The organism is Nitrospirillum viridazoti CBAmc, from assembly GCF_000730165.1.
In the GTDB taxonomy this organism is placed as follows: Bacteria; Pseudomonadota; Alphaproteobacteria; order Azospirillales; family Azospirillaceae; genus Nitrospirillum; species Nitrospirillum viridazoti.
On sequence record NZ_CP022110.1, the window covers coordinates 119,077 to 144,331 of the forward strand.

Genomic DNA, 25,255 nt, shown 5'->3' on the forward strand with positions numbered 1-25,255 from the left:
GGCGGGCCTGAGCCCCATCAGGGGCCTGGTGGGGCCCGGGTTCCGGCAATTCCCTGAAAGGGCTTAGGGCCAAACATGGCGAAGCAGGATTATTACGAACTTCTGGGCGTGGCGAAGACCGCCTCGGCCGACGACCTGAAAAAAGCGTATCGCAAGCTGGCCATGCAGTATCACCCCGATCGCAATCAGGGTGACAAGGCGGCCGAGCAGAAATTCAAGGAAGTCAGCGAAGCGTACGAGGTCCTGAAGGACGAGCAGAAGCGGGCGGCCTACGACCGCTTCGGCCATGCCGCCTTCGAGAACGGCGGCGGCCGGGCCGGTGGCGGCGCCGGCGGCTTCGATTTCGGCAGCGGCTTCGCGGACATCTTCGAAGAGATGTTCGGCGATTTCATGGGCGGCCGCCGGGGCGGCGGGCAGGGCCCGGGCCGTGGCAGCGACCTGCGCTACAATCTGGAAATCTCGCTGGAGGACGCCTTCAAGGGCACCTCCACGAACGTGCGCGTGCCGACCTCCGTCGCCTGCGACGTCTGCAACGGCACCGGTGCCGAGTCGGGCACGCAGCCGGTCACCTGCCCCACCTGCAACGGCGCCGGCAAGGTGCGGGCGCAGCAGGGCTTCTTCACCATCGAGCGCACCTGCCCGGCCTGCGCCGGCGCCGGCCGCGTCATCAAGGATCCCTGCCGCAACTGCGGCGGCCATGGCCGCGTGCGCAAGGAAAAGACCCTGCAGGTCAACATCCCGGCCGGTGTCGAGGACGGCACCCGCATCCGCCTGACGGGCGAGGGCGAGGCCGGGGCCCGTGGGGCGCCCCCGGGCGACCTCTACATCTTCCTGGCCATCGCCCCGCACGCGCTGTTCATCCGCGATGGCGCCAACATCCAGTGCCGGGTGCCCATCCCCATGACCACGGCGGCCCTGGGCGGCACGGTCGAGGTGCCGACCATCGACGGCAGCCGCGCCCGCGTCTCCATCCCGCCTGGCACGCAGAGCGGGCACCAGTTCCGCCTGAAGGGCAAGGGCATGAGCGTCCTGCGCAGCACCCAGCGCGGCGACATGTACGTGACGGCCCTGGTCGAAACCCCGGTCAACCTGACCAAGCGTCAGCAGGAGCTGATGCGCGAGTTCGAGAAGGCCGGGGAAGAGAAGGGCGGCACCCACCCCGAATCGGAAGGCTTCTTCGCCAAGGTGAAGGAGCTGTGGGCCGATTTGAAGGAATAGGATCTGGGAACAGCGCCGGCGCGCCACCCTTCCCCGGGTTCACCCCGGGTTTGAAAGGTGACGCGCCGGCGTTTTCTTTGAGGGATATCATGAAGCGTCTGTGCGTTTTCTGCGGCTCCAGCCCCGGCTTCGATCCGCAGTACCTGGAGGCCGCGCGCGGCCTGGGCCGGGCTTTGGCCGGCGCCAGCATCGGCCTGGTTTACGGCGGCGCTTCCGTCGGCCTCATGGGGGCCGTGGCCGATGCCGTCCTGGAGGCGGGCGGCCAGGTCATTGGCGTCATCCCGGAATCGCTGAAGAAGAAGGAAATCGCCCACGCCGGCCTGACCGACCTGCGCGTCGTCGCCTCCATGCACGAGCGCAAGGCGCTGATGGCCGAGCTGTCGGACGGCTTCATCGCCCTGCCCGGCGGCATCGGCACCTTCGAGGAGTTGTTCGAGGTCTGGACCTGGGCCCAGCTGGGCCACCATCAGAAGCCCTGCGCCATCTATAACGTCGCCGGCTTCTACGACGGCCTGACCGCCTTCCTGGACGGCGTGGTGGCCTCCGGCTTCATGAAGCAGAACCACCGCGACATGCTGGTGACAGCCGACACGGCAGCGGCGCTGCTGGACAAGCTGCGTGCCTATGAGCCGCCGGCCGTGACCAAATGGATCAAAGCGGACGAGCGCTGAGATCTGGTTCCAGGTAAATAAGGCCGCCAGGAAATGACTCCGGCGGCCTTTTCCTTATCCGCGACGTCAGGCGGCGATCAGATCGTCGGCCGGGCCGAAGAACTCGAAGTGGACGCGGTCGGCGGCCACACCGGCCAGGGCCAGGCCGCTGAGATAGGTGCGCAGGAAGGGCTTGGGCCCGCACAGGTAGATGTCCGCCTGGTGCAGGGGCGTGTTCTCCCGCAGCCAGTCGATGCTGATGAAGCCTTCGCCATCGTGGGTGACGCCCAGCTGGTCCTGCGGGTGCGGGTCGCTGTAGAAGGTGGCGACCTTGATGGTGGGATGCTGGGTGGCGAGGGCCCGGACATGGGCGTCCATGGCATGGGTGGTGCCGTTCAGCGCGCCGTGGATGTAGTGGGTTTCCAGGCCCGGGTGCCTGGCCGCGATCTCCTCCACCATGCTGACCATGGGGGTCAGGCCCACGCCGCCCGACAACAGGATGACGGGCCGCGTCGGCGCCTCATCCAGGTAGAAGTCGCCGGCCGGCGGCGTCGCCTCAATGATGTCGCCCACCTGGACATGGTCGTGCAGGTGGCGCGAGCCGCCGTTGCCGTTGGCCTCCCGCTTCACGGAGATGCGGTACTGCCCGTCCTGCGGGGCGCAGGAGATGGAGTAGTTGCGCTTCACCTCGGTCCCGTCCGCCAGAGGGAAGCGGAAGGTCAGGTACTGCCCCGGCTTGTGGCGCGGCACGCCACCACTGTCGGCCGGCCGCAGGATGAAGGAGGTGATGACGGCGCTTTCCCGCACCTTGTCGGCCACGGTGAACTTGCGCCAACCGGTCCAGCCGCCCTGCTGCGACTCGATCCCGTCGCGCAGCACGGACTCGCGGGCCTTCAGCACCTCCGCCAGGAACCAATAGGCCTCCCCCCAGGCGTTCAGCACGGCGTCGGTCGCGGCGTCGCCCAACACCTCCTTGATGGCGGCCAGCAGGGCCGTCGCCACATAGGGATAGTGCTCCGGCAGGATGTGATAGCCGACATGCTTATGGGCGATGCGCTCCACCACTGGCGTCAGAGCGCCCAGGTTCTCGATGTTGCGGGCATAGGCCAGGATGGCGCCGGCCAGGGCGTGCACCTGGGCGCCGTCCTCGCCCTGGTTGGCGTGGTTGAACAGGGCGCGGATGTGGTCGTCCTGGAACAGGCGGCGGTACATGGCCTTAGTGATGGTGGGGCCGTGTTCGGCCAGCAGCGGCACCGTGGCCTTGATCAGGGCGATGGTTTCCGGGCTAAGCGGCTTCGGCATGTCGTGCTCCTGTCTGGGGGAAGGGCGGCTGCCTCACCCAGTCAAGGGTAGTGAGCCGGCAGGGTGCCTAAATCATTCATTCTCGATGAATGAATTCCTGCCAGCGATATTGATGTGTGTCAAATACATCTTTTTGCGCGAGCGAAAGGCATCGGCCTGACACGGCGCGGGCGGACATGAAAAAGGCCGCCGGATCGCTTCCGGCGGCCTTCACCGTCATCGGGCGTGAAGGGATTACGGCGGCGTCACCAGCCGGCCCAGCGGCCGTCCACCCAGGATGTGGACGTGGTAGTGCGGCACTTCCTGGTGACTGTCGGGGCCGTGGTTGGAGATCAGGCGATAGCCCGAGCCTTCCACCCCCGCCTCAGCGGCAATGCGCGACACGGCGCGGGTGAAGGCGGCGATCTCGGCGTCGCTGGCGTGGGCACCGAAATCGGCGGCGCTGACGTAGGCCCCCTTCGGGATCACCAGGATGTGGGTGGGGGCCTGGGGGTGGATGTCGTGGAAGGCCAGGACATGGTCGTCCTCATAGGCCTTCTTGCACGGGATTTCGCTGCGCAGGATGCGGGCGAAGATGTTGTTCGTGTCATAGGACATTTTTGGTTTCTCCCTCAAGCGCCGGGCGGCCACGTCCGTGGCCTTGGCTATCCTCGCTCCGCCCTTCGGTGCTCACTGCGGGGCTGGCGGTCGCCAGCCCGATATAGCTCAGTTTTATGGCGTGTTACGCCTTGCGGTTCTTCTTTTCCTCGATGCCGCTGATGCCCTGGCGGGTGGCCAGCACGGCATAGATGTCGTCCGGCGTCAGCCCGGCATCGGCCCACAGCACCAGCAGATGATAGAGCAGGTCGGCGGACTCCGAGGCCAGCTTGTCGCGGTCGCCGCGCATGGCCTCGATCACTGCCTCCACCGCTTCCTCGCCCACCTTCTGGGCGATCTTGGCGGTGCCGCGGCTGAACAGCCGGGCGGTGTGTGAGGTTTCGGGGTCGGCGCCCTTGCGGGCCAGGATGGTGGCGTACAGATCCTTCAGCGGATCGCCCCCCTTGGGGACCATTGGGCTCTTGCCGGGCATGGCATCACACCCCGCGCATGGGAATGCCGGCGGCGGCCATGTGCGCCTTGGCCTGGGCGATGGAATAGGTGCCGAAGTGGAAGATGCTGGCGGCCAGCACGGCCGAGGCATGGCCCTGGATGACGCCGTCCACCAGATGGTCGAGCGTGCCGACCCCGCCCGAGGCGATCACCGGCACGGGCACGGCATCGGCCACGGCCCGCGTCAGCTCCAGGTCGAACCCGCTCTTGGTGCCGTCGCGGTCCATGGAGGTCAGCAGGATTTCCCCGGCGCCGTATTCCGCCATGCGCTGGGCCCATTCCACCGCGTCCAGCCCCGTCTCCTTGCGGCCGCCGTGGGTGTAGACGCCCCAACGTCCACTGGCGTCGCGCTTGGCGTCGATGGCCACCACAACGCATTGGGCGCCGAACTTCTGCGCCGCCTCGCGCACGAATTCGGGCCGGCTGACGGCGGCGCTGTTGATCGACACCTTGTCGGCGCCGGCCAGCAGCAGCTTGCGGATGTCCTCCACCGTGCGCACGCCGCCGCCCACCGTCAGGGGCATGAACACCTGTTCGGCCGTGCGGCGCACGACGTCGAAGATGGTGTCGCGGCCTTCATGGCTGGCGGTGATGTCCAGGAAGGTCAGCTCGTCGGCGCCGGCGGCGTCATACAGGCGTGCCTGTTCCACCGGGTCGCCGGCGTCCACCAGGTCGACGAAGTTGACGCCCTTGACCACGCGCCCGTCCTTCACGTCCAGGCAGGGGATGATGCGGCGTTTCAGCATCACAGCATCTCCCTGGGGCGGTTCAGCAGGCCCAGCGCCGCCACGGGGTCGATACGCCCGTCATACAGGGCGCGGCCGCAGATGACGCCGGTGATGCCCGTGTCCTCCTGCCGCTTCAGCGCGGCCAAGTCGGCGATGCTGGACACCCCGCCCGAAGCGATCACCGGCGTGGTGAGGTGGGAGGCCAGGTCGGCCGTCGCCTCCACGTTCACCCCGCCCAGGGCGCCGTCACGGTCGATGTCGGTGTAGATGATGGCGGCCACGCCGGCGTCCTCGAACTTCAGCGCCAGGTCCAGGGCTGTGATGTCGGACGCCTCGGCCCAGCCCTCCACTGCCACGCGGCCGTCGCGGGCGTCGATGCCTACGGCCACACGGCCGGGGAACAGGCGGCAGGCCTGCTTCACCAGCTCGGGGTCGCGCACGGCGATGGTGCCCAGGATTACCCGCTCCACCCCGCGCTTCAGCCAGTCCTCGATGGTGGCGATGTCGCGGATGCCGCCGCCCAGCTGCACCGGCAGCTTCACCCGATTCAGGATGGCGGCCACGGCGTCGCCGTTGACCGGCCGGCCGGCGAAGGCGCCGTTCAGGTCGACCAGATGCAGCCATTCGAAGCCCTGCGCCGCGAAGCGCGCCGCCTGGTCGGCCGGGTCGGTGTTGAACACCGTCGCCTGGTCCATATCGCCGCGCACCAGGCGCACGCAGGCGCCGTCCTTAAGGTCGATGGCCGGATAAATGATCATGGTTCGCCCTAATCCCGCTTGATGTCTTGGGGCCGGTCTTCCTGCCGGCTGGATTCCGTCAGATCCTTGTAGAAGAACAGGCCCGGGATATCCCGCCCGTCCACCCGCGCATAGTGGGGATGGTGGCCCCATTCGATGTAGCCCAAGGCGCGGTACAGCGCGATGGCGGCACCCTGGGTGGCGCGCACGTCCAGGTTCAGGATACGGAAACCGGCCTTGCGCGCCTCTTCCTCCACCGCCACGGTCAGCGCCCGGGCCAGGCCATGGCCGCGCCCCCACGGGGCGACGAAGCTGGTGGTCAGGGTGCAGGCGAAGCTCTGCGCCTCATTGTTGCGGGTGGGGCGCACCAGCTGGGCCGATCCGGCGATGACCCCATCCAGGCGACCCACCAGCAGGGTGCGCTCCGGCACCACCATCACGCCCTTCCAATAGCGCTCCATGGCTTCCCGCGCGGGGGGCGTCACCCAGCCGAAGCCGCCGCCATCGCGGATGGCCAGGTCGGCGGCGTCGCACAGGTCGTCCATGTCGCCGGGGCGGATGCGTTCCACCACCTCCACGGTGATCTGGGCGCTGGGGGCGGCCGGCTGGTGCGCACCGGTCATGGGGAACCTCGAAGCGTGACGGCGGGAACGATAACGCGTGGAACAGGGGGTGATCAGGGCGTCCAGGCCAGGAAATTGGCGATCAGCTTCAGGCCCGTGGCCTGGCTTTTCTCCGGATGGAACTGGGTGCCCGCCAGGTTGTCGCGGCCCACCAGCGCGGGAATGGATCCGGCGTAGTCGGCATGGGCCTTCAGCAGGGCGGGGTCGCCCACCTTCAGGCCGTAGGAATGGACGAAATAGACATGGGACCCGGCCTCGATGCCGGCCAGCAGCGGGTGGTCCGCTTGGTCCAGCACCAGCTCGTTCCAGCCCATGTGCGGGATCTTCAGGGCGGGATCGGCCGGGACCAGTCGTTCCACCACCGCATCGATCCAGCCCAGGCCAGGGTGCACGCCATGTTCACGACCCTCGCGCGCCATCAGCTGCATGCCGACGCAAATGCCCAGGAAGGGCTGGCCGCGGCGGATCACCGCCTCTTCCAGCGCGTCCTTGAGCCCGTCCACGGCCAGCAGTCCGCCCATGCAGTCGGCGAAGGCGCCCACGCCCGGCAGGATGATGCGGTCGGCCCGGGCGATGGCGCCGGGATCGGCCGTGACAGTGACGGCCAGCCCATGGCGCCCCGCCTCCTGCGCCGCCCGTTCCACGGCCTTGGCGGCGGAGCGCAGGTTGCCGGAGCCGTAGTCGATAAGCGCCACGGAGGCGGAGGAGGTCGCGGTCATGAGAGGCGGACCCTGTGACGGAAAGAAAGGATCAGAGCGAACCGCCCAGCACACCCTTGGTGGAGGGCACGGCGTCAGCCTTGCGCGGGTCGATCTCGATGGCGGCGCGCAGGGCCCGGGCCAGGGCCTTGTAACAACTCTCCACGATGTGGTGGTTGTTCTCCCCGTACAGGTTTTCCATGTGCAGGGTGGCACCGGCGGCGAAGGCGAAGGCCTGGAACCATTCCTTGAACAGTTCCGTGTCCATCTCCCCCAGCTTGTCGCGGGTGAAATGCACCTTCCAGATCAGGTAGGGCCGGTTGGACAGGTCGATGGCCGCGCGGGTCAGCGTCTCATCCATGGGGATGTAGGCGTGGCCATAGCGGTTGATGCCGCGCCGGTCGCCCAGGGCCTTGGCGACGGCCTCGCCGATGGCGATGCCGGTATCCTCGGTCGTATGGTGGAAATCGATGTGCAGGTCGCCCACCGCGCGCACCGTCAGGTCGATGAGCGAATGGCGCGACAACTGCTCCAGCATATGGTCAAGGAAGCCGATGCCGGTCGACACGTCGTAGCGCCCGGTACCGTCGAGATCCACGGTCACGCTGATCTGCGTTTCCTTGGTCTTGCGCTCCACAGTGCTGCTGCGGGCGCCTGCTGGTTCGTTCCTGTCCATAAGCACTACTTAGCAGCAAGGCTGTTACCGTGAAAGGGGCGGAGCATAGACTCTGGCGCATGGCTTGACCCGCATCATCGCCATCCCACATACCGTGGGCCCTCATCCTATTTCCCGTTTCCAACCGGAACCGCTTCCCATGTCCGACTACGGCAAGACCCACGACCCTATCCAGTGGCACGGCACCACCATCCTTTCCATCCGCAAGAACGGGCAGGTGGTGGTGGCTGGCGACGGCCAGGTGTCGGTGGGCAACACGGTGATGAAGTCCAATGCCCGCAAGGTCCGCCCCCTGGCTGGCGGCAGCGTCATGGCCGGCTTCGCCGGGGCCACGGCGGACGCCATGACCCTGTTCGAACGGCTGGAAGCCAAGCTGGAGCAGTACCCCGGCCAGCTGACCCGCGCCGCCGTGGAACTGGCCAAGGACTGGCGCACCGACCGCTACCTGCGCCGGCTCGAGGCCATGATGGCGGTGGCCGACCGCCAGGCCAGCCTGATCCTGACCGGCAACGGCGACGTGCTGGAGCCGGAGGACGGCATCATCGGCATCGGCTCCGGCGGCGCCTACGCCCTGGCGGCCGCCCGGGCCCTGATCGACCTGCCGGACCTGGATGCGGAGGCCATCGCCCGCAAGGCGCTGGGCATCGCCGCCGACATCTGTGTCTACACCAACCGCAACATCACCCTGGAAAAGCTGTGAGCCCGGCGATGACCTCGTTCTCCCCCCGCGAAATCGTCTCGGAACTGGACCGCTACATCGTCGGCCAGAAGGACGCCAAGCGCGCCGTGGCCATCGCGCTCCGCAACCGCTGGCGCCGCCAGCAATTGCCCGACGGGTTGAAGGAGGAGGTTCTGCCCAAGAACATCCTCATGATCGGCCCGACTGGCGTGGGCAAGACCGAGATTGCCCGCCGCCTGGCCAAACTGGCCCAGGCCCCCTTCCTGAAGGTGGAGGCGACCAAGTTCACCGAGGTGGGCTATGTCGGCCGCGATGTCGAACAGATCGTGCGCGACCTGGTGGAGATCGCCATCACCCTGACGCGCCAGCGCCTGCGCAAGGAAGTGGCCGCCAAGGCCGAGCTGCGCGCCGAGGAACGGGTGCTGGACGCCCTGGTGGGCGAGGGGGCGTCGTCCGAGACGCGGCAGAAGTTCCGCAAGATGCTGCGCGAGGGGCAGCTGAACGACAAGGAGATCGAAATCCAGGTGCAGGACAACGCCGCGTCCGCCCCGGCCTTCGACATCCCCGGCATGCCCGGCGGCAGCATGAGCATGATTAACCTGGGCGACATCTTCGGCAAAGCCTTCGCCGGTCGCACCAAGGCCCGCCGCATGACCGTGTCCGAAAGCCACACCGTGCTGATGGCTGAGGAGTCCGACAAGCTGCTGGACAACGAGACGGTGGTGGCCGAGGCCATCCACGCTGTGGAGCAGAACGGCATCGTCTTCCTGGATGAGATCGACAAGATCACCGCCCGTTCCGAAAACCGGGGTGGCGGCGATGTCAGCCGCGAGGGTGTGCAGCGCGACCTGCTGCCCCTGATCGAGGGCACGACGGTCAACACCAAGCATGGCGCGGTGAAGACCGACCACATCCTGTTCATCGCGTCCGGCGCCTTCCATGTGGCCAAGCCGTCGGACCTGCTGCCCGAGCTGCAGGGCCGCCTGCCCATCCGCGTGGAACTGAAGCCCCTGACCGAAGAAGACTTCCGCCGCATCCTGACGGAGCCGGAGGCCAGCCTGATCAAGCAGTATGTGGCCCTGCTGAAGACCGAGGATGTGGCCCTCAGCTTCACCGACGACGCCATCGACGAGTTGGCGCGCCTGGCGGTGCAGATCAACAGCACGGTGGAAAACATTGGCGCCCGCCGCCTGCACACCGTGCTGGAGCGCCTGCTTGAGGAAATCAGTTTCACCGCCGCCGACCAGGCCGGCAGCACCGTGGCCATCGACGCCGCCTATGTGCGGGAAAAGGTGTCGGACTTGGCCAAGAACGCCGACCTCAGCAAATTCATCCTGTAGGCGTTGGCGCCAGCGTGCTGATGTGGGGCGGGGCCGCCGGGTCCCGCCCTTTTTTGGTTCATCGCGGATTAGCGGGTGGAGGCGGACAACGGCGCGTTCTGACAGACTGGTAGTCGCCAAACATCACAGACTGCCAGGGGGTGCGCCGTTGCCCGATAGAGAAGCTACGTCATGTCTCGTTGGGTGGGAAGCCTACCGGGTTGAGACAGTGGAACGCCGCGCGGGTGAGCAGCCGGCGGTTTGGATATATCTTGGCCGACCGTCCTGTTCGCCGATGATCTGCGACGGTTGTGGCCAGGCGAGCGAGCGTGTTCACGACATTGAGACGCGAGTTGTCCGGGACCTTCCGATCCTGGATGCGGCGACGTGGATATCGGTGCCGCGCCGGCGTGTTCTGTGCGGGCAGTGCGGCCCTCGGCTGGAACGACTGGATTGGCTGGAGCGCCATGCCCGGGTGACACGGCGTTTGGCGGAGAGCGTGGTCCGCCTCTGCCGTGCCCTGCCGGTGAAGCAGGTGGCCGCGTTCTTCGGGCTGGACTGGCATACGGTCAAGGAGATCGACAAACGTGCGTTGCAACGATCCCTCGATCCGGTAGACCTCAGCGGGATCAGCGTGTTGGCGATGGATGAGTTCGCCATCCAGCGCGGCCACCGCTATGCCACGGTGGTAATCGAGCCCCACACCCGGCGGGTGTTATGGGTTGGCCGCGAGCGTTCGCGCGAAGGCATCCGTCCCTTCTTCGACCTGTTGGGGGAGGAAGGCTGCCGCTGCATCAAGGCCGTGGCCATGGACATGAACGCCGCCTACGCCAATGAGGTGCGTGCGCGTTGTCCACAAGCCGAGATCGTCTACGATCTGTTCCACGTCGTCGCCAAATACGGCCATGACGTCATCGACCGCGTCCGGGTCGACGAAGCCAACCGGCTGCGCGACGACAAGAAAGCCCGCAAGGTGATCAAGACTGCCCGGTGGCTGCTGCTGCGCAACCGGGAAAACCTGAAACGCGTCCAGGACGGCGTGCATCTGGATGAACTGCTCGCTGCCAATCAGGCGCTCATGACCGTCTATGTCATGAAAGATGAACTCAAGCAGCTATGGCGCCAGCCTTCTACCCAGGCCGCCCGCACCGCTTGGCAGGCCTGGTTCGACAAGGCCATTGCCAGTGGCATCGACCCGCTGGTCCGCTTCGCCGGAAAATTGGCCGTCTACCTCCAAGGCATCGTCGCCAGCGCCGCATGGCCACTCAACACCAGCATCCTCGAAGGCATCAACAATCGCATCAAGGTCATCAAGCGCATGGCCTACGGCTATCGCGATGACGCCTACTTCTTCCTCAAAATCAGAGCCGCATTCCCCGGGGTTCCGCGATGAACCTTTTTTTATGGTTTATCTCCGGTTGCGAGGTGGCTGCCTGGAATCATCCCAGGATGGATGGTGCGCCCGCGCTCCTTGGATCAGACAACGGTGTCTTGGCGCTTTTAATCCATTAACAGGCCATTTGACTTAAATTCCTCTTGGCTTCCGAGTGTGTGATCTATGACACAGAGACTCTCTTTAATGAAAAGATAGACTATTTATACCTTAAGAGGGGTTTCGTGGCCCCTGCGGGTAACTTTATTGTTCCCGTACAGGATCAACCCAGGAACATGCCATCCGGGGGCAAGATGAACGGCGATGCAATGGAAACGGTGGCGGACCTGCCACTGCCAGAGGCCAAGATTAGGGACAAGTCCGCCGGCGACAAGAGCGCCGGTCGCTGGCTGCTGCTGGCGCTGACCGCCGTGGGCATGATCCTGCTGGCGGCTTGGTCGTCCTCGGGTGAAAGCAACGCCGCCCCGGCCAAGGTACCGGCCCAGATGTCAGGAGCCCCGGTCGAACAATAACGCCTGAAACAGGTTTGGTTGTTCACCGGGCGGCCTTGCGGTCGCCCTTTTTATTTGTGGTTTATCTTATTTATGGACTTGAGACGGGCGGCGCCTGCCAAATCCATCTATCCCCGCTGGCCGCGCCCCGGCATCTGCTTCCCGGGGGCGGCGATCATCGGATCAACCAAGTAAAATGCCGAACGGCAGGGCTGGTTTCACGCGTGGCCGGCCAAGGCCGGTTCCGCCGTGGAAACCTTGGGCGCTGCCGCCTTCACGGCGGGCTTGGTGGCTTTGCGGGCCACGCTGGCCATCAGTTTCAGGACATCATCGCGGTAGACGCCGTCGCGCTCCATCACCAGGCGGACCACCGGGTCCTCCAGCATGTCGGTCAGGCGGGGTTCGTGGTGCACCATCATCGTGTCTCACCCTCCCTTCTTGGGCTTTGTCCAAGCCTGTTCCAGGCTTCGGGGTTCCAGGCCCCATCCCCATTTCAGAAGGGGCGGGGCATGAGCCATCCGTCGCCATGGGCATATATGAGCATGGCAGACGGCTATGACAGGGGCATGTCGGGTTTGTGGCCGCCAATGTCAGCGGCCATCCGGCATACCCTTGCCGTACAGTGGGTTGTACGGTGCCGGAAGCCCAGGATCGTCGCCTGCCGATGGGGGTAGGGCGCCCTGCCGCAGGGGCCAAGGAAAGGGCAGGGGCGCCAGGCGCTTAGCCGCACGGCCCCGTGGTACCTCAAACGCGAACGGCGGACCCGGAGGTCCGCCGTTGGTGGGGGTGCGGCCTTCCGCCACCCCATGATTTTCGGGACCGGTGATTGGGCGGCCCGATGACTCGGGGGATGGCGGCGTCAGATGTCCTCTTCCCCATCGGCCAGATGACCGGGGCCCAGCAGGCCCTCCCACTTGGCGATGACGGCGGCGGCGACCGACACGCCCACCACGTTGGTGGCACTGCGGCCCATGTCCAGCAGGTGGTCGACGGCCAGCACCAGCACCATGCCCTCCGATGGGATGTGGAAGAAGGGCAGGGCGGCGGCGATGACCACCAGCGAGGCGCGCGGCACGCCGGCGATGCCCTTGCTGGTCAGCAGCAGCAGGCCCAGCATCTCCACCTGCTGGCCGATGCTGATATGGATGCCGTAGGCCTGGGCGATGAACATGGTGGCGAAGGTGCAGTAGATCATCGAGCCGTCGAGATTGAACGAATATCCCAGCGGCAGGACGAAGCTGACGATCTTGCGGGCGGCGCCGAAGGCCTGCATGCGCTCCAGCGTGCGCGGGTACGCGGCTTCGGAGCTGGCGGTGGAAAAGGCCAGCAGTACGGGCTGGCGGATGGCGCTGACCAGCTCCCGCACCCGGCCGCCGATGAAGGGCACGGCAGCAAGCAGCAGCACCACCCACAGCAGCGCCATGGCGATGTAGAAGCCGCCGACGAACTTCACGTAGCTGCCCAGCACCTGCAGCCCCTGCGTCGTCACCGTGGCCGCCAGGGCCGCGAAGATGGCGACGGGTGCGAACATCATGACGTAGCTGGTCACCTTCAGCATGACGGTGGCGATCTGTTCCACCAGGTGCACCACCACCGGCACCTTCTCCTTCACCGAGGCGATGGCGATGCCCGCGAAGATGGAGAAGACGACGATCTGCAGGATCTCGTTGTTGGCCATGGCCTCGATCACCGAGCGCGGCACCGTGTGCTCGATGAAATTCTTCAGGGTGAAGACGGCGGCGTCCGGCGCCTTGCCGCCGGACGTGGGGTCCGGCAGGGCCATGCCCACGCCCGGTTCCAGGATCTGCACCATGACCAGACCCAGGATCAGCGAGACGATGCCGGCCAGCAGGAACCAGCCCAGCGTCTTCACGCCCACGCGGCCGATGGCGGCCACGTCCTCCATATGCGCGATGCCCACCACCAGGGTAGAGAAGACCAGGGGCGCGATGATCATCTTGATCAGGCGCAGGAAGATGTCCGTCAGGATGGACAGCGTGCTGGCCAGCGAGGCCCCGTCGGCCGCAGGCAGGTTGTGCCCCACGGCGCCCACCGCGATGCCGGCGACCATCGCGCCCAGGACGAACAGCGTGAAGCGCTTTTGCTGCATTGAAACCTATCCCCCGATGGCCGGCGCCGCCGCCCCGATGTGTCCGGGGCGATTTTGGCGCGGTCAAATTTTCTGTTGCTGTCTACTTGCCTTGAAACCGGCGCCGATACAACGGCGGCCTTCGCCGGGAAGGACGGTCCCTACCGGAATCGCTCTGTTTCCCATCACCGTATGGGCATGGCGTACATCAGGCCGCCCTGGTTCCACAGGGCGTTCAGCCCCCGGTCCAGGCGCAGCACGGAATTGCGGCCGACGTTACGCTCGAACACCTCGCCATAGTTGCCCACCTGGGAAACGATGCGCACGGCCCAGTCATCGTCCAGGCCCAGCGACTTGCCCAGGCCGGCCCCCGTCCGCACGCCCAGCAGGCGTTGCACGCCCGGGGCGGCGGACCCCAGGTTGTCGCGCACGTTGGCCTTGGTGACGCCCCGTTCCTCCGCCTCGATCAGGGCGAAGACGGTCCATCTCACGATGTCGGACCATTGCTCGTCACCCTTGCGCACCGCCGGCGCCAGCGGCTCCTTCGAGATCAACTCGGGCAGGATCAGATAGTCGTCGGCGCTGACCGTCTGCGCCGCGCGGGTGGCGGCCAGGGCCGAGGCGTCGGTGGTATAGGCGTCGCAGCGGCCGCTGAAGAAGGCGGCCACCACCTCGCCCAAGTCCTCGATGGCCAGCGGCTTGTAGCTCATGCCCGTGGATTGGAAGTAATCCGCCAGGTTCAGTTCGGTGGTGGTGCCCTGCTGCACGCAGATGGTGGCGCCGTTCAGTTCGCGCACGCTGCGGGCATTGAAGGACCGCCGCACCATGAAGGCCTGGCCGTCGTAATAGACGGGCGGGGCGAAATCCATGCCTTGCACGTCCCGGCTCAGGGTCCAGGTGGTGTTGCGTGACAGCAGGTCGATATCCCCCGACAGCAGGCTGCTGAAGCGCTGGCGGCCGCTCAATGGAATGAACTGGACCTTGCGGGCGTCGCCCAGCACGGCGGCGGCCACGGCGCGGCAGATGTCCACGTCCAGGCCCGTCCATTCCCCCTGGCTGTCCGGCGCCCCGAATCCCGGCAGGCCGGTGTTGACGCCGCAGCGCAGGATGCCGCGCTGGCGCACCTGCTCCAGCGTGCCGCTGCTTTTGGCGGCACCGGGCGCGGCCGCCCGGGCGGGTGCCATAAGGGCGCCGGCCGCCAGGGCCAGGCCCAGCGCCACACCCAGCACCCCTGTCTTCGCCGGGCGCATCCAGCCGCGCCGCATCCTGTGCCCCATGACCCGCCCCACGTCGCCCTGAAGTTCCGCTCCCGCGCGACCGGCCCTGGGCGCTAACCGTTTGGTGGCCAAGGGGTCGTCATGGGTCATCGCAAGATACAAAAGCCCCGCGCGGGCGCCTAGTGCTCCCACGATGGATTCCGCCGGCCATAACAATGGGGCTTACCATTCGTCATGTTGGAACAGACGCTATATTTGACTGGAAATAACGGGAGGCTACAAGTAATGGGCGCGATTCTCGTGTCCCGTCAGCCCATCACATGGGAAGAAACCGACAATTTCGCAAGTCCACCATTTGGCCAAGTTGGCCATTTCTACACGATCGTGATACATCCATGACTTCCGGCGGGCATGGGGTTGCCCGCCGTTCCGCATTCGTATTCCGTAAGGCCTGTCCTGCCGCCTATCCGCCCGCATCGGATGGACCAGGACTGTGCCCAGCGCCGCCTGGCGCGGCCATCCGGAATGGGGATGCCCCACACGACGAACCCCCGGGATTGAGATCCATGCCGCCCATCAAACTCACCCTCAACGGAAAGCCCTGGTCGGTTGACGCCGATCCCGACATGCCGCTCCTCTGGGCGGTGCGCGAGATCGCGGGCAAGACGGGCTCCAAGTTCGGCTGCGGCGCCGCCCAGTGCGGCGCCTGCACCATGCATGTCGACGGCCAGCCCGTGCGCGCCTGCTCCACCCCCATCGGGTCCATCGCCGGGTCCAAGGTGACCACGATCGAGGGCATCGAGGGCAAGGTGGCCAAGGCCGTGCAGGATGCCTGGGTCAAGCTGGACGTGGTCCAGTGCGGCTATTGCCAGTCGGGCCAGATCATGTCGGCCGTCGCCCTGCTGACCGATAACGCCAAGCCCACCGACCAGGACATCGACAGCGCCATGAGCGGCAACCTCTGCCGCTGCTCCACCTATGTCCGCATCCGCGCCGCCATCCACGAGGCGGCCAAGGCGTTGGAGATCTGATCATGCCGGATGGACACATGAGCGATACCAGCCGCCGCCGTTTCCTGCAGGTCACCGGCGGCGCCGGCGTGGGCCTGATGGTGGGCTTCACCTGGACCGGCACCAGCCGCCGGGCCCAGGCCGCCGCTGCGACCAACGCCTTCGTCCCCAATGCTTTCGTAAAAGTGGCGCCGGACGGCACCGTCACCGTGCTGATCAAGCATCTGGAGATGGGCCAGGGCGTCTTCACCGGCCTGACCGCCATCGTGGCGGAGGAGATGGACGCCGACTGGGCGCAGATGCGGGCCGAACACGCCCCCGCCAACGCCAAGCTTTACAACAACACCGCCTTTGGTCCCATCCAGGGCACGGGCGGGTCCACCTCCACCTACAATTCCTGGACCCAGCTGCGCCAGGCCGGCGCCACGGCGCGCGCCCTGCTGGTGGCCGCCGCCGCCCAGACCTGGGGCGTGCCGGCGTCGGACATCACCGTGTCCAAGGGCGTGGTGTCTTCCGGGACGCACAAGGCCGGCTTCGGTGAGCTGGCGGCCAAGGCGGCCACCCTGCCCGTGCCCGCCGATGTGCCGCTGAAGGACCCGAAGAACTTCACCTTGGTGGGGACCAAGCTGCCGCGCAAGGACAGCGCGGAGAAGACCACGGGCAAGGCCATCTTCGCCATCGACGTCGTCCAGCCGGGCATGCTGGTGGCGGTGGTGCAGCGCCCGACCCGCTTCGGCGCCAAGGCCCAGGCCATCGACGCCAAGGCGGCGAAGGCGGTGAAGGGCGTGGTTGAGGTGGTGGAGATCCCGCGCGGCGTGGCCGTGCTGGCCACCTCCTACTGGGCGGCGCACCAGGGGCGAGAGGCGCTGAAGGTTACCTGGGACGAAACCAACGCCGAGAAGCGCGGCACCGACGCCATCATCGCCGACTACAAGGCCCTGCTGCCCAAGCCCGGTCAGCTGGTGACCAAGGAAGGCGATGTCGACGCGGTGAAGGGCGCCAAGACCCTGAAGGCGGAATTCACCTTCCCCTACCTGGCCCACGCGCCCATGGAGCCGCTGACCTGCGTGGTCAAGCTGGGCAAGGACGGCTGCGAGATCTGGGCGGGCGACCAGTTCCAGACCATCGACCAGATGAACGCCGCCAAGACGGCCGGCCTGAAGCCGGAGCAGGTGACCATCCACACCGTCTACGCCGGCGGCAGCTTTGGCCGTCGCGCCAACGTCGAGTCCGACTACATCGTCGAGGGCGTGGCCATCGCCAAGGCGCTGTCGGATGCCAAGGTGCAGGGCGGCAAGCTGGCCGGGCGGCCGGTGAAGCTGATCTGGTCGCGGGAGGATGACATCCGCGGCGGCCGCTACCGCCCCCTGTATGTCCACGGCATGGAGGCCAAGCTGGGCGCCGACGGCAGCGTGCTGGCCTGGCAGCACCGCATCGTCGGACAGAGCATCATGGCCGGCAGCCCGTTCGACCAGCCGGGCAAGCCCGACGCCACCTCGGTCGAGGGGGCGGCGGAAATCCCCTACACCATCCCCAACCGCCTGGTGGACCTGCACACCACCACCTCGCCCGTGCCGGTGCTGTGGTGGCGGTCGGTGGGGTCCACCCACACCGCCTTCGCCGTGGAAACCTTTCTGGACGAACTGGCGGCGGAGGCCAAACAGGATCCGGTGGCCTTCCGGCGCAAGCTGATGGAGAAGCATCCGCGCCACCTGGCGGTGCTGAACCTGGCGGTGGAAAAGGCCGAGTGGACCAAGCCCCTGCCCAAGGGTTGGGCGCGGGGCGTGGCGGTGGCGGAAAGCTTCCGTTCCGTCGTCGCCCACGTGGCCGAGGTGTCGCAGGATGACAAGGGCCGCATCAAGGTGGAGCGCGTGGTCTGCGCCGTCGATTGCGGCATTGCCGTCACCCCGGACGTGGTCAAGGCCCAGATGGAGGGCGGCATCGGCTATGGCCTGGGCGCCATCATGTATGGCGCCATCACCATGAAGGACGGTGTGGTCGACCAGTCCAACTTCGACACCTACCGCTGCCTGCGCATCGATGAGATGCCCAAGGTGGAGGTGCACATCGTCCCCAGCGCCAACCCGCCCACCGGGGTTGGCGAACCGGGCGTGCCGCCCTTGGGGCCGGCGGTGGCCAACGCCATCGCCGCCCTGACCGGCAAGCGCATCCGCGACCTGCCCTTCGCCGGGTCGGTCAGCGTGTGAGTGATCCGGCGGCGTGGGAGAAATCCCACGCCGCCGCGACCGCGTTTAGCTTGGGTAACGAGCTGGGTCATATTTGGGATTGAAGGTGAAGCTTCCTTCGATCTTGCCGTTAAGTGCCACCTTCCATGCTCCGACGATGGCTTCGGGAGGCACGCGCCCGTCAGGCCCAAAGGTACCGGCAATTCGATAAACCCAGCCGCCTGGATGCTTCGCCGCTTCCTTGATTTCATCTGGATGGGGTTGCATTGCTTCTTTCACTTCCCGCAGCCGGTAAAAACTAATCCAAACTATCCGATAAGCTCACGCTGGCGGGAATCTCCTCCGCCACCCGCCGTTCCAGCTTTTCCATCAAGGCCCACAGCTGCGCGCGCTCGGTGTCCGTCAGGACCGACAGCAACTGGCCTTCCCAGGCCAGGGCCTCCCGCGCCACCTGCGCGTAAAGGTCGCGGCCGCGCGGGCTGAAGGACAGGCGCAGCAGGCGCTGGTCGCGGGGGTGGGCCTGCCGGTCCAGCAGGCCGGCGGCCACCAGGCGGTTGACCGCCCGGCTGACCTTGGCCTTGTCCATGGCCGTGCGCTCCACGATGTCGTTGGACGACAGCGGCTGTTCCTGGCCCAGGGTGGCGAACACCCTCCACTCCGGAATGCTGAGGCCGAAGCGTTCCTGGTACCGCGTGGCCAGCGCCAGGCTGACCTTCTTCGACAGGATGTTCAGCCGGTAGGGCAGGAAGCGGTTCAGCTGCAGATCGGGGGGCATGGGGGTGCTGACCCTGTGACAGGTTGGTGGCGGTGGCGGGGCCGCTTGACAGGGCAACCCTCACAGCCTACTGTAAATATAACGTTTCATTTGAAACGATAAAACCGGCCGCTGTCCATCCTGTCATTGGGGTTGTCCTTAACGGGCGCCGCCCCGGGGGTGGAAGACGGGTTGGGAGGAAACAGCCCCGTTTTTCGTGGTCTCAAGGCGCCGCCGTCCCCTGGGATGGCCGGCCGCCTTGAGGGCGCCCCTTTTCCTGCCGACCCCGTAAGGGCGAAAGGATCGATAGGAAAGGCCCCCCCATGAAGCTGGCTACCCTGAAATCGCTGGATCGCACGCTGGACGCCGCCTTGCAGGCCAAGGTGGGCCGCGACGGCATCCTGGTCGTCGTCTCGGCCGACCTGGCGCGCTGCCGCGCGGTGCCCGGCATCGCCGCCACGCTGCAGCAGGCGCTGGACGACTGGGCCCAGGTGGCCCCCCGCTTGGCGGAGGTGGCGGCCGAACTGGATGAGGGCGTCGCCCCGTTCGAGGCGTTCGACGAGGCCGCCTGCATGGCCCCGCTGCCCCGCGCCTACCAGTGGGCGGACGGCTCGGCCTACGTCAACCATGTGGAACTGGTGCGCAAGGCCCGCGGCGCCGACATGCCGCCCAGCTTCTGGACCGACCCGCTGATGTATCAGGGCGGGTCCGACAGCTTCCTCGGGCCCCGCGACCCCATCCTCATGGCCAATGAAGCCTGGGGTATCGATCTGGAGGGGGAGGTGGCGGTGGTCACCGGCGATGTGCCCATGGGCGTGTCGGCAGATGAGGCGCGCGGCCTGATCCGCCTGGTCATGCTGGTCAACGACGTGTCCCTGCGCGGCCTGATCCCGGCGGAATTGGGCAAGGGCTTCGGCTTCTTCCAATCCAAGCCGTCCAGCGCCTTCGCCCCCGTGGCGGTAACGCCGGATGCCCTGGGCGACGCCTGGCGCGACGGCAAGCTGCACCTGGACCTGCTGTCCTTCATCAACGGGCAACCGTTCGGCCGGCCCAACGCTGGGGTCGACATGACGTTCGACTTCGGCCAACTGATCGCGCACGCCGCCCGCACCCGGCCGCTGGTCGCCGGCACCATCATCGGCTCCGGCACCGTGTCCAACCGGGGGCCGGACGGCGGCCCGGGCAAGCCCATCGCGGAAGGCGGCATGGGTTATTCCTGCCTGGCCGAGGTGCGCACGGTGGAAACCCTGCTGCAAGGCCAGCCCAAGACGCCCTTCCTGCGCTTCGGCGACAACGTGCGCATCGAGATGCGGGACGCCGTCGGCGCCAGCATCTTCGGCGCCATCGAGCAGACGGTGGCGGAATACCGGCCCCAGCCGGTGGCGCCCGAGCCCGTTCCGGCCCCTGTCCTCTGACCATCCCCCTTCCAGGACCCGCCTGCCCCATGGCCTCGCTCGCCCTTTATACTTATTTCCGCTCCTCCGCCGCTTACCGCGTGCGCATCGCCCTGAACCTGAAGGGCCTGACGGCCGAGCAGGTGCCGGTCCACCTGTTGCGTGACGGCGGGGAACAGCTGAAGCCGGACTATCTGGCCCTGAACCCGCAGGGCCAGCTGCCCACCCTGGCGGTGGACGACGCGACCGGCCGCCAGCTGCTGACCCAGTCGCTGGCCATCGTGGAATACCTGGACGAGGTTCACCCCACCCCCGCGCTGCTGCCGGCCGACCCCATCGCCCGCGCCCAGGCCCGCGCCATGGCCCTGGCCATCGCCTGCGACATCCACCCCATCAACAACCTGCGGGTCCAGAAGTACCTGAAGGGTGAGATGGGCGTGGATGAGGAACGGGCCGGCCGCTGGGTGCGCCACTGGATGGAAACCGGCCTGGCGGCGGTGGAGGCGATGGTGAAGCCCCATGCCGGCCGCTTCTGCTTCGGCGACACACCCGGCCTGGCCGACCTGACCCTGGTGCCGCAGATGTTCAACGCCCGGCGCTTCAACGCCGACCTGTCGGCCTGCCCCACCCTGGTGGCCATCGACCAGGCCTGCCTGGCCCTGCCGGCCTTCGCCGACGCCGCACCCGACCGCCAGGTCGACGCGCCGCCTGCGGCCTGAGGCGCAAGGGCCTCAAGCTTCCTCTCGCCTGGCGGGCGGGCTCAAGGCATGATGCGTGGCCTTCCATCCTCCTCCGACCGCAGCTCCGCCCATGCCCTTCGACCTGGCGCCGCTGGACTTCCTGGCCCTCACCACCTTCTTCGTGTTGTGGGGCGGCTATAACGTCATCTTTCGCCTGCCGGGGGCGCCGGCCAGCCTGAACCTGCACATGCGCACGGTGCGCGAGGTGTGGATGCGCAACATGCAGGCGCGCGACACTCGCCTGCTGGACGGCCAGTTGCTGGGCCACTTGATCCAGAGCGTGTCCTTCTTCGCCTCCACCACCGTGCTGCTGATCGCCGGCGACCTCAGCGCCCTGGTGAACGCCGACCGGCTGGCGGCCCTGGTAGAAAAGATGCACGTCACCAGCACCGCGTCCGGTGCCTTGGTGGAGGTGAAGCTGTTCCTGCTGCTGGGCGTGCTGGTCTACGCTTTCTTCCAGTTCACCTGGGCGGTGCGGCAGTACAACTATACCTGCGCCCTGATCGGCGCCATGCCCGACGCCACCAACCATCCGCCCAGCGTGGACGTGGAAGAGGCGGCGGATGCCGCTGCCACGCTGCTATCGCTGGCGGTGCAGAGCTTCAACGCCGGGGTGCGGGCCTATTATTTCGGCTTCGCAGCGCTGGGCTGGTTCGTCCACCCCCTGGCCTTCATGGCCAGCACCACGCTGGTGATCGTGGTGCTGGTGCGCCGCCACTTCCACTCCCGCGCCTTCCACGCCGTGCGCCGCTTCGGCACGGCGGTGCGCATGGTGCTGCCGGAACGCAGCCAGCCGCAGCCGCCCGAAGGGGGCTGAATGCCAGTTAGCGCCAGACCCTACTCCACCTCTTCGCTATAAGCATGCCGGCCGCCGCGCGGGTCGGTGACGGTCCAGCCGCCTTCGCCGTCGGGGGCCAGGTAGTCGGCGGTCAGGGGCACCTTGCCGTGGCCGCCGGGGATGTCCAGCACATAGGTCGGCTGGCACAGGCCGGAGACGTCGCCGCGCAACTCGCGCATCAGGGCGCGGCCGCGCTGGATCGTCGTGCGGAAATGGGCCGTGCCCTTGGCCAAATCCCCCTGGTGCAGATAGTGCGGCTTCACCCGCGCCTGGACCAGGGCGCGGAAGGTGCGGGTCAGGGTCTCGGCATCGTCGTTGACGCCCTTCAGCAGCACGGTCTGCGACAGCAGCGGGATGCCGGCGTCGACCAGGCGGGCAATGGCGCCGCGCGCGGTGTCGTCCAACTCGCGCCAATGGTTGGCGTGCAGCATCAGCCAGCTGGCGATGCGCTTGCCCTTCAGGGCGGCCACCAGTTCCGGCGTCACGCGGTCGGGGTCCACCACCGGCACACGGGTGTGGAAGCGGACGATGCCAACGTGGGGGATGGCGTCCAGGCGGGTGACGATCTCGGCCAGGCGGCGGGGCGACAGGATCAGCGGGTCGCCCCCGGTCAGGATGACCTCCCACACCTCCTCGTGTTCGGCGATATAGGCGAGGGCGGTGTCCAGCTCCGCCCCGTCCAGGGTCTCGCTGCCCGGGCCCACCATCTCCCGCCGGAAGCAGAAGCGGCAGTAGACCGGGCAGACGTTGACGGCCTTCAGCAGCACGCGGTCGCGATAGCGGTGGACGATGCCCTTCACCGGGCTGTGCGGCCCGTCGCCGATGGGGTCGGCCAGCTCGCCGGGCGTGGTCCGCAGTTCCTCCCCCGCCGGGATGAACTGGCGGGCCACCGGGTCGTTCGGGTCGGTGGGGTCGATCAGGCCGGCCATCTGGTCGGTGACGGAGACGGCGAAGCTGGCTGCCACCTGTTCCAGCACGGGCAGGGCGGTGGCCTCGGCCAGTCCGGCCTCGACCAGGCCGGCAGAGGTGCGGATGGGCGCCGTGCGGATGGATGCGTTGCGCGGGGCAGGCTGGCGAACGGTGATGCCCATGGAGCCTCTCCCTGGCAAGGCGTGGATGATGGAACAGGCGCTTAGATCGACCTTGGGCGCCCCGTCGTCAAGCGGCCCGCCCGCATGGGCCCCCCGCATCGGCGTTGGCGCCGGCCTGGGCTTGGGGCACACTGGCGCCCTGATGCGGGGGCATCTTCACACGAAATAAGCGCATGGGGACCAGGGCATGGGGCTGAAACGGGCCGCGGTGGCGGCGCTGCTGATGGGATGGGTGACTGGCATGACGGACGCGACCGCCGCGGAGACAAAGACCGCCGCTTACGGCACCTGGGCCTCGCCCATCACCGCCGCCCGCCTGGCCGGCAGTGAGATCCGCCTGGGTGACCTGATGGTGGACGGCGGCGTGCCCTATTGGCTGGAAAGCCGCCCGGCCGAGAAGGGCCGCTACGCCGTGGTGACGCCCGATGGCGCCGGCGGCATCCGTGAGCTGACGGGGCCGGAGGTCAACGCCCGCACCCGCGTCCATGAATATGGTGGCGGCGCCCTGCTGGCCGTTGGCGGTGGTCTGGCCGGTGGCCGCTTGTACTTCAGCAACTTCGCCGACCAGCGCCTGTACACCGTGCCCGAGGCGGGCGGCGCGCCGCAGCCGCTGACGCCGGAGGGCTACCGCTATGCCGATTGCGTGGCGGGCGCGCCCGGCCACCTCATTTGCGTCCGCGAGGATCACAGCGCCCCAGGGGAGGCCAAGAACGCCATCGTCAGCCTGGCGGTGGACCAGCCGGGCGATGCCGGTACGGTGCTGTTTGGCGGCAGCGACTTCGTGGCCTATCCGCGCCCCAGCCCTGATGGCAAGCGCCTGGCCTGGGTCGCCTGGTCCCACCCCAACATGCCTTGGGATACCACCACGCTCTATGTGGCCGACATCACGCCCGAGGGTCTGGGCACACCGATGGTGGTGGCCGGCGGGCATGACGAGTCGGTGCTGGAGCCGCAGTGGGATGCCGACGGCACGCTCTACTTCGTCTCCGACCGCAGCGACTGGTGGAACCTTTACGCTTGGCGGGCCGGGGGCAAGGCCCGCGCCGTCGCGCCCAAGGCGGCGGAGTTCGGCGGCCCCCTGTGGAACCTGGGCCTGACCACCTATGCCCTGACCGGGAAGGGCCAGGCGGTGGCGCGCTACAGCAGCCAGGGCCTGGACAGGCTGGCCGTCATCGACCTGAAGACGGGCAAGGCGCATGACCTGGACCTGCCTTTCGTCGGCATCACCGGCGTACGGCTGCTGGGGCCTGACCAGGCGGTCATGATCGCCAGCTTCGCCGATGCCACCCCGGCGGTGGTGACCGTCAACCTGGCGACCGGCACCCACGCCGTGCTGCGCCGCCCGGCGCCGGAAGGCCTGGAGGCCGGCCTGGTGTCGCGCGCCCGGCCCATCGAATTCCCCACCGCGCCCGGACCGGATGGCCAGGCGCGGACGGCCCACGCCTTCTACTACGCCCCCACCAACCCCGCCTTCCAGGCCCCGGCGGGGGAGAAGCCGCCCCTGCTGGTCAAGGTGCATGGCGGCCCCACCAGCGCGGCCAAGCCCTCTATGGACATGAGTGTCCAGTACTGGACCAGCCGCGGCTTCGCCGTGGTGGATGTGAACTACGGCGGCAGCACCGGCTACGGCCGCGCCTACCGCAACCGCCTGCGCGGCAACTGGGGCATCACCGACGTGCAGGACGCCACCGCCGTGGTGGCCTACCTGGACAAGGCCGGCCTGGCCGATGCCAACCGCGCCGCCATCCGGGGCGGCAGCGCCGGCGGCTACACCACCCTGGCCGCCCTGGCGCTGACCAAGGTGTTCAAGGCCGGCGCCAACTACTACGGCGTGTCGGACATGGAATCCCTGGCCAAGGACACCCACAAGTTCGAAAGCCGCTACCTGGACAGCCTGGTCGCCCCCTATCCGGCGGGCAAGGCCGTCTACGACGCCCGCAGCCCCCTGCACCACCTGGACGGCTTCTCCGCCCCGCTGATCACCTTCCAAGGGTCAGAGGACGCGGTGGTGCCGCCGGCGCAGTCGCGCAGCATCGTCAATGCCTTGAAGGCCAAGGGCGTGCCCGTCGCCTACATCGAGTTCGAGGGCGAGCAGCACGGCTTCCGCAAGGCCGACAGCATCATCCGGTCGCAGGAGGCGGAGCTGTACTTCTACGGCCGCATCTTCGGCTTCACGCCGGCGGACGCGCTACCCGGGGTGACGATCGATAATTTGAAGTGAGGGACCGACAGGGCGGGTGGAAGCTCCCGCCCGTCGACGGCAGCCATATTTTTTCACCGAGGCCATTGTCGCGCCGGAATTTCGACCGATCCTCATGGGGCAGGTTCGGATT

Annotated in this window: 26 protein-coding genes; 12 read left to right on the top strand and 14 right to left on the bottom strand. The window is 67.4% G+C overall.

Annotated elements, in window-relative coordinates:
- Window positions 1-75: 75 nt before the first annotated feature.
- Both dnaJ and Y958_RS00580 read left to right on the top strand, forming a co-directional pair.
- A complete protein-coding gene (dnaJ, locus tag Y958_RS00575; protein ID WP_088870487.1) occupies window positions 76-1,218 on the top strand; it encodes a molecular chaperone DnaJ in 1,143 nt (380 codons plus the stop codon).
- An 89-nt stretch (window positions 1,219-1,307) separates the two neighbouring features.
- A complete protein-coding gene (locus tag Y958_RS00580) occupies window positions 1,308-1,889 on the top strand; it encodes an LOG family protein (protein ID WP_088870488.1) in 582 nt (193 codons plus the stop codon).
- A 66-nt stretch (window positions 1,890-1,955) separates the two neighbouring features.
- Here the strand turns inward: Y958_RS00580 and hmpA are convergent, their stop codons facing one another.
- From hmpA to hisB, 8 genes are all read right to left on the bottom strand, one after another.
- The gene (gene hmpA / locus Y958_RS00585; RefSeq protein WP_088870489.1) at window positions 1,956-3,170 is read right to left on the bottom strand and encodes an NO-inducible flavohemoprotein; all 1,215 of its coding nucleotides are present in this window, start codon (window positions 3,168-3,170) and stop codon (window positions 1,956-1,958) included.
- A gap of 234 nt (window positions 3,171-3,404) precedes the next feature.
- Complete coding sequence (locus tag Y958_RS00590; protein WP_088870490.1) at window positions 3,405-3,767, bottom strand: histidine triad nucleotide-binding protein; 363 nt, start codon at window positions 3,765-3,767, stop codon at window positions 3,405-3,407.
- A gap of 124 nt (window positions 3,768-3,891) precedes the next feature.
- Window positions 3,892-4,239 carry a phosphoribosyl-ATP diphosphatase gene (locus Y958_RS00595; RefSeq protein WP_088870491.1) on the bottom strand — a complete coding sequence of 116 codons (348 nt, stop codon included), beginning with the start codon at window positions 4,237-4,239 and terminating at the stop codon, window positions 3,892-3,894.
- Window positions 4,240-4,243: 4 nt separating this feature from the next.
- Entirely contained in the window at window positions 4,244-5,005 is a 762-nt protein-coding gene (gene hisF, locus Y958_RS00600) for an imidazole glycerol phosphate synthase subunit HisF (RefSeq protein WP_088870492.1), read from the bottom strand.
- The gene (gene hisA / locus Y958_RS00605) at window positions 5,005-5,745 is read right to left on the bottom strand and encodes a 1-(5-phosphoribosyl)-5-[(5-phosphoribosylamino)methylideneamino]imidazole-4-carboxamide isomerase (RefSeq protein ID WP_088870493.1); all 741 of its coding nucleotides are present in this window, start codon (window positions 5,743-5,745) and stop codon (window positions 5,005-5,007) included. The genes hisF and hisA overlap by 1 nt, the downstream gene beginning before the upstream one ends.
- A gap of 8 nt (window positions 5,746-5,753) precedes the next feature.
- Complete coding sequence (locus tag Y958_RS00610) at window positions 5,754-6,347, bottom strand: GNAT family N-acetyltransferase (protein ID WP_088870494.1); 594 nt, start codon at window positions 6,345-6,347, stop codon at window positions 5,754-5,756.
- A 53-nt stretch (window positions 6,348-6,400) separates the two neighbouring features.
- Window positions 6,401-7,066: an imidazole glycerol phosphate synthase subunit HisH gene (hisH, locus tag Y958_RS00615; protein WP_088870495.1), complete on the bottom strand. Its 666-nt coding sequence runs from the start codon at window positions 7,064-7,066 to the stop codon at window positions 6,401-6,403.
- Between the two features lie 31 nt (window positions 7,067-7,097).
- Window positions 7,098-7,721: an imidazoleglycerol-phosphate dehydratase HisB gene (hisB, locus tag Y958_RS00620; protein ID WP_040849280.1), complete on the bottom strand. Its 624-nt coding sequence runs from the start codon at window positions 7,719-7,721 to the stop codon at window positions 7,098-7,100.
- 139 nt (window positions 7,722-7,860) lie between these two features.
- Between hisB and hslV the strand changes: the two genes are divergently transcribed.
- The 4 genes from hslV (at window position 7,861) to Y958_RS00640 (ending at window position 11,624) form a co-directional block, all read left to right on the top strand.
- Window positions 7,861-8,421 carry an ATP-dependent protease subunit HslV gene (gene hslV / locus Y958_RS00625; protein WP_004274045.1) on the top strand — a complete coding sequence of 187 codons (561 nt, stop codon included), beginning with the start codon at window positions 7,861-7,863 and terminating at the stop codon, window positions 8,419-8,421.
- An 8-nt stretch (window positions 8,422-8,429) separates the two neighbouring features.
- Window positions 8,430-9,740 carry an ATP-dependent protease ATPase subunit HslU gene (gene hslU, locus Y958_RS00630; RefSeq protein ID WP_088870496.1) on the top strand — a complete coding sequence of 437 codons (1,311 nt, stop codon included), beginning with the start codon at window positions 8,430-8,432 and terminating at the stop codon, window positions 9,738-9,740.
- Window positions 9,741-9,888: 148 nt separating this feature from the next.
- A complete protein-coding gene (locus Y958_RS00635; protein ID WP_088870497.1) occupies window positions 9,889-11,112 on the top strand; it encodes an ISL3 family transposase in 1,224 nt (407 codons plus the stop codon).
- Between the two features lie 293 nt (window positions 11,113-11,405).
- A complete protein-coding gene (locus tag Y958_RS00640) occupies window positions 11,406-11,624 on the top strand; it encodes a hypothetical protein (RefSeq protein WP_145727995.1) in 219 nt (72 codons plus the stop codon).
- Between the two features lie 197 nt (window positions 11,625-11,821).
- On the opposite strand, the gene Y958_RS00645 is transcribed toward Y958_RS00640, so the two are convergent.
- The 3 genes from Y958_RS00645 to Y958_RS00655 all read right to left on the bottom strand — a co-directional run bounded on the left by Y958_RS00645 (window position 11,822) and on the right by Y958_RS00655 (window position 14,942).
- A complete protein-coding gene (locus Y958_RS00645; RefSeq protein ID WP_040849284.1) occupies window positions 11,822-12,022 on the bottom strand; it encodes a hypothetical protein in 201 nt (66 codons plus the stop codon).
- A 440-nt stretch (window positions 12,023-12,462) separates the two neighbouring features.
- Window positions 12,463-13,713, bottom strand: coding sequence for a dicarboxylate/amino acid:cation symporter (locus Y958_RS00650; RefSeq protein WP_088870499.1), 1,251 nt, complete (start codon window positions 13,711-13,713; stop codon window positions 12,463-12,465).
- Window positions 13,714-13,877: 164 nt separating this feature from the next.
- On the bottom strand, window positions 13,878-14,942 hold the full coding sequence (locus Y958_RS00655; RefSeq protein ID WP_088872398.1) for an amino acid ABC transporter substrate-binding protein: 1,065 nt from the start codon (window positions 14,940-14,942) through the stop codon (window positions 13,878-13,880).
- 533 nt (window positions 14,943-15,475) lie between these two features.
- On the opposite strand from Y958_RS00655, the gene Y958_RS00660 reads away from it, so the two are divergent.
- Together Y958_RS00660 and Y958_RS00665 are read left to right on the top strand one after the other, a co-directional pair.
- Window positions 15,476-15,940: a (2Fe-2S)-binding protein gene (locus Y958_RS00660; RefSeq protein WP_040849287.1), complete on the top strand. Its 465-nt coding sequence runs from the start codon at window positions 15,476-15,478 to the stop codon at window positions 15,938-15,940.
- A 17-nt stretch (window positions 15,941-15,957) separates the two neighbouring features.
- A complete protein-coding gene (locus Y958_RS00665; protein ID WP_211098505.1) occupies window positions 15,958-18,126 on the top strand; it encodes a xanthine dehydrogenase family protein molybdopterin-binding subunit in 2,169 nt (722 codons plus the stop codon).
- Window positions 18,127-18,171: 45 nt separating this feature from the next.
- On the opposite strand, the gene Y958_RS00670 is transcribed toward Y958_RS00665, so the two are convergent.
- Both Y958_RS00670 and Y958_RS00675 read right to left on the bottom strand, forming a co-directional pair.
- A complete protein-coding gene (locus tag Y958_RS00670) occupies window positions 18,172-18,384 on the bottom strand; it encodes a hypothetical protein (protein ID WP_244909314.1) in 213 nt (70 codons plus the stop codon).
- 19 nt (window positions 18,385-18,403) lie between these two features.
- Entirely contained in the window at window positions 18,404-18,880 is a 477-nt protein-coding gene (locus Y958_RS00675) for a MarR family winged helix-turn-helix transcriptional regulator (RefSeq protein WP_088870502.1), read from the bottom strand.
- A gap of 302 nt (window positions 18,881-19,182) precedes the next feature.
- On the opposite strand from Y958_RS00675, the gene Y958_RS00680 reads away from it, so the two are divergent.
- The 3 genes from Y958_RS00680 to Y958_RS00690 all read left to right on the top strand — a co-directional run bounded on the left by Y958_RS00680 (window position 19,183) and on the right by Y958_RS00690 (window position 21,810).
- A complete protein-coding gene (locus tag Y958_RS00680) occupies window positions 19,183-20,274 on the top strand; it encodes a fumarylacetoacetate hydrolase family protein (protein WP_244909315.1) in 1,092 nt (363 codons plus the stop codon).
- Window positions 20,275-20,303: 29 nt separating this feature from the next.
- Window positions 20,304-20,972: a maleylacetoacetate isomerase gene (gene maiA, locus Y958_RS00685; RefSeq protein ID WP_088870503.1), complete on the top strand. Its 669-nt coding sequence runs from the start codon at window positions 20,304-20,306 to the stop codon at window positions 20,970-20,972.
- A gap of 91 nt (window positions 20,973-21,063) precedes the next feature.
- Window positions 21,064-21,810 (top strand): DUF599 domain-containing protein, encoded by a 747-nt coding sequence (locus Y958_RS00690; RefSeq protein ID WP_088870504.1) that lies wholly within the window; start codon window positions 21,064-21,066, stop codon window positions 21,808-21,810.
- Window positions 21,811-21,830: 20 nt separating this feature from the next.
- On the opposite strand, the gene Y958_RS00695 is transcribed toward Y958_RS00690, so the two are convergent.
- Entirely contained in the window at window positions 21,831-22,922 is a 1,092-nt protein-coding gene (locus Y958_RS00695) for a lysine-2,3-aminomutase-like protein (protein WP_088870505.1), read from the bottom strand.
- Between the two features lie 187 nt (window positions 22,923-23,109).
- On the opposite strand from Y958_RS00695, the gene Y958_RS00700 reads away from it, so the two are divergent.
- On the top strand, window positions 23,110-25,143 hold the full coding sequence (locus Y958_RS00700) for a S9 family peptidase (RefSeq protein ID WP_211098506.1): 2,034 nt from the start codon (window positions 23,110-23,112) through the stop codon (window positions 25,141-25,143).
- The last annotated feature ends 112 nt before the right edge of the window (window positions 25,144-25,255 follow it).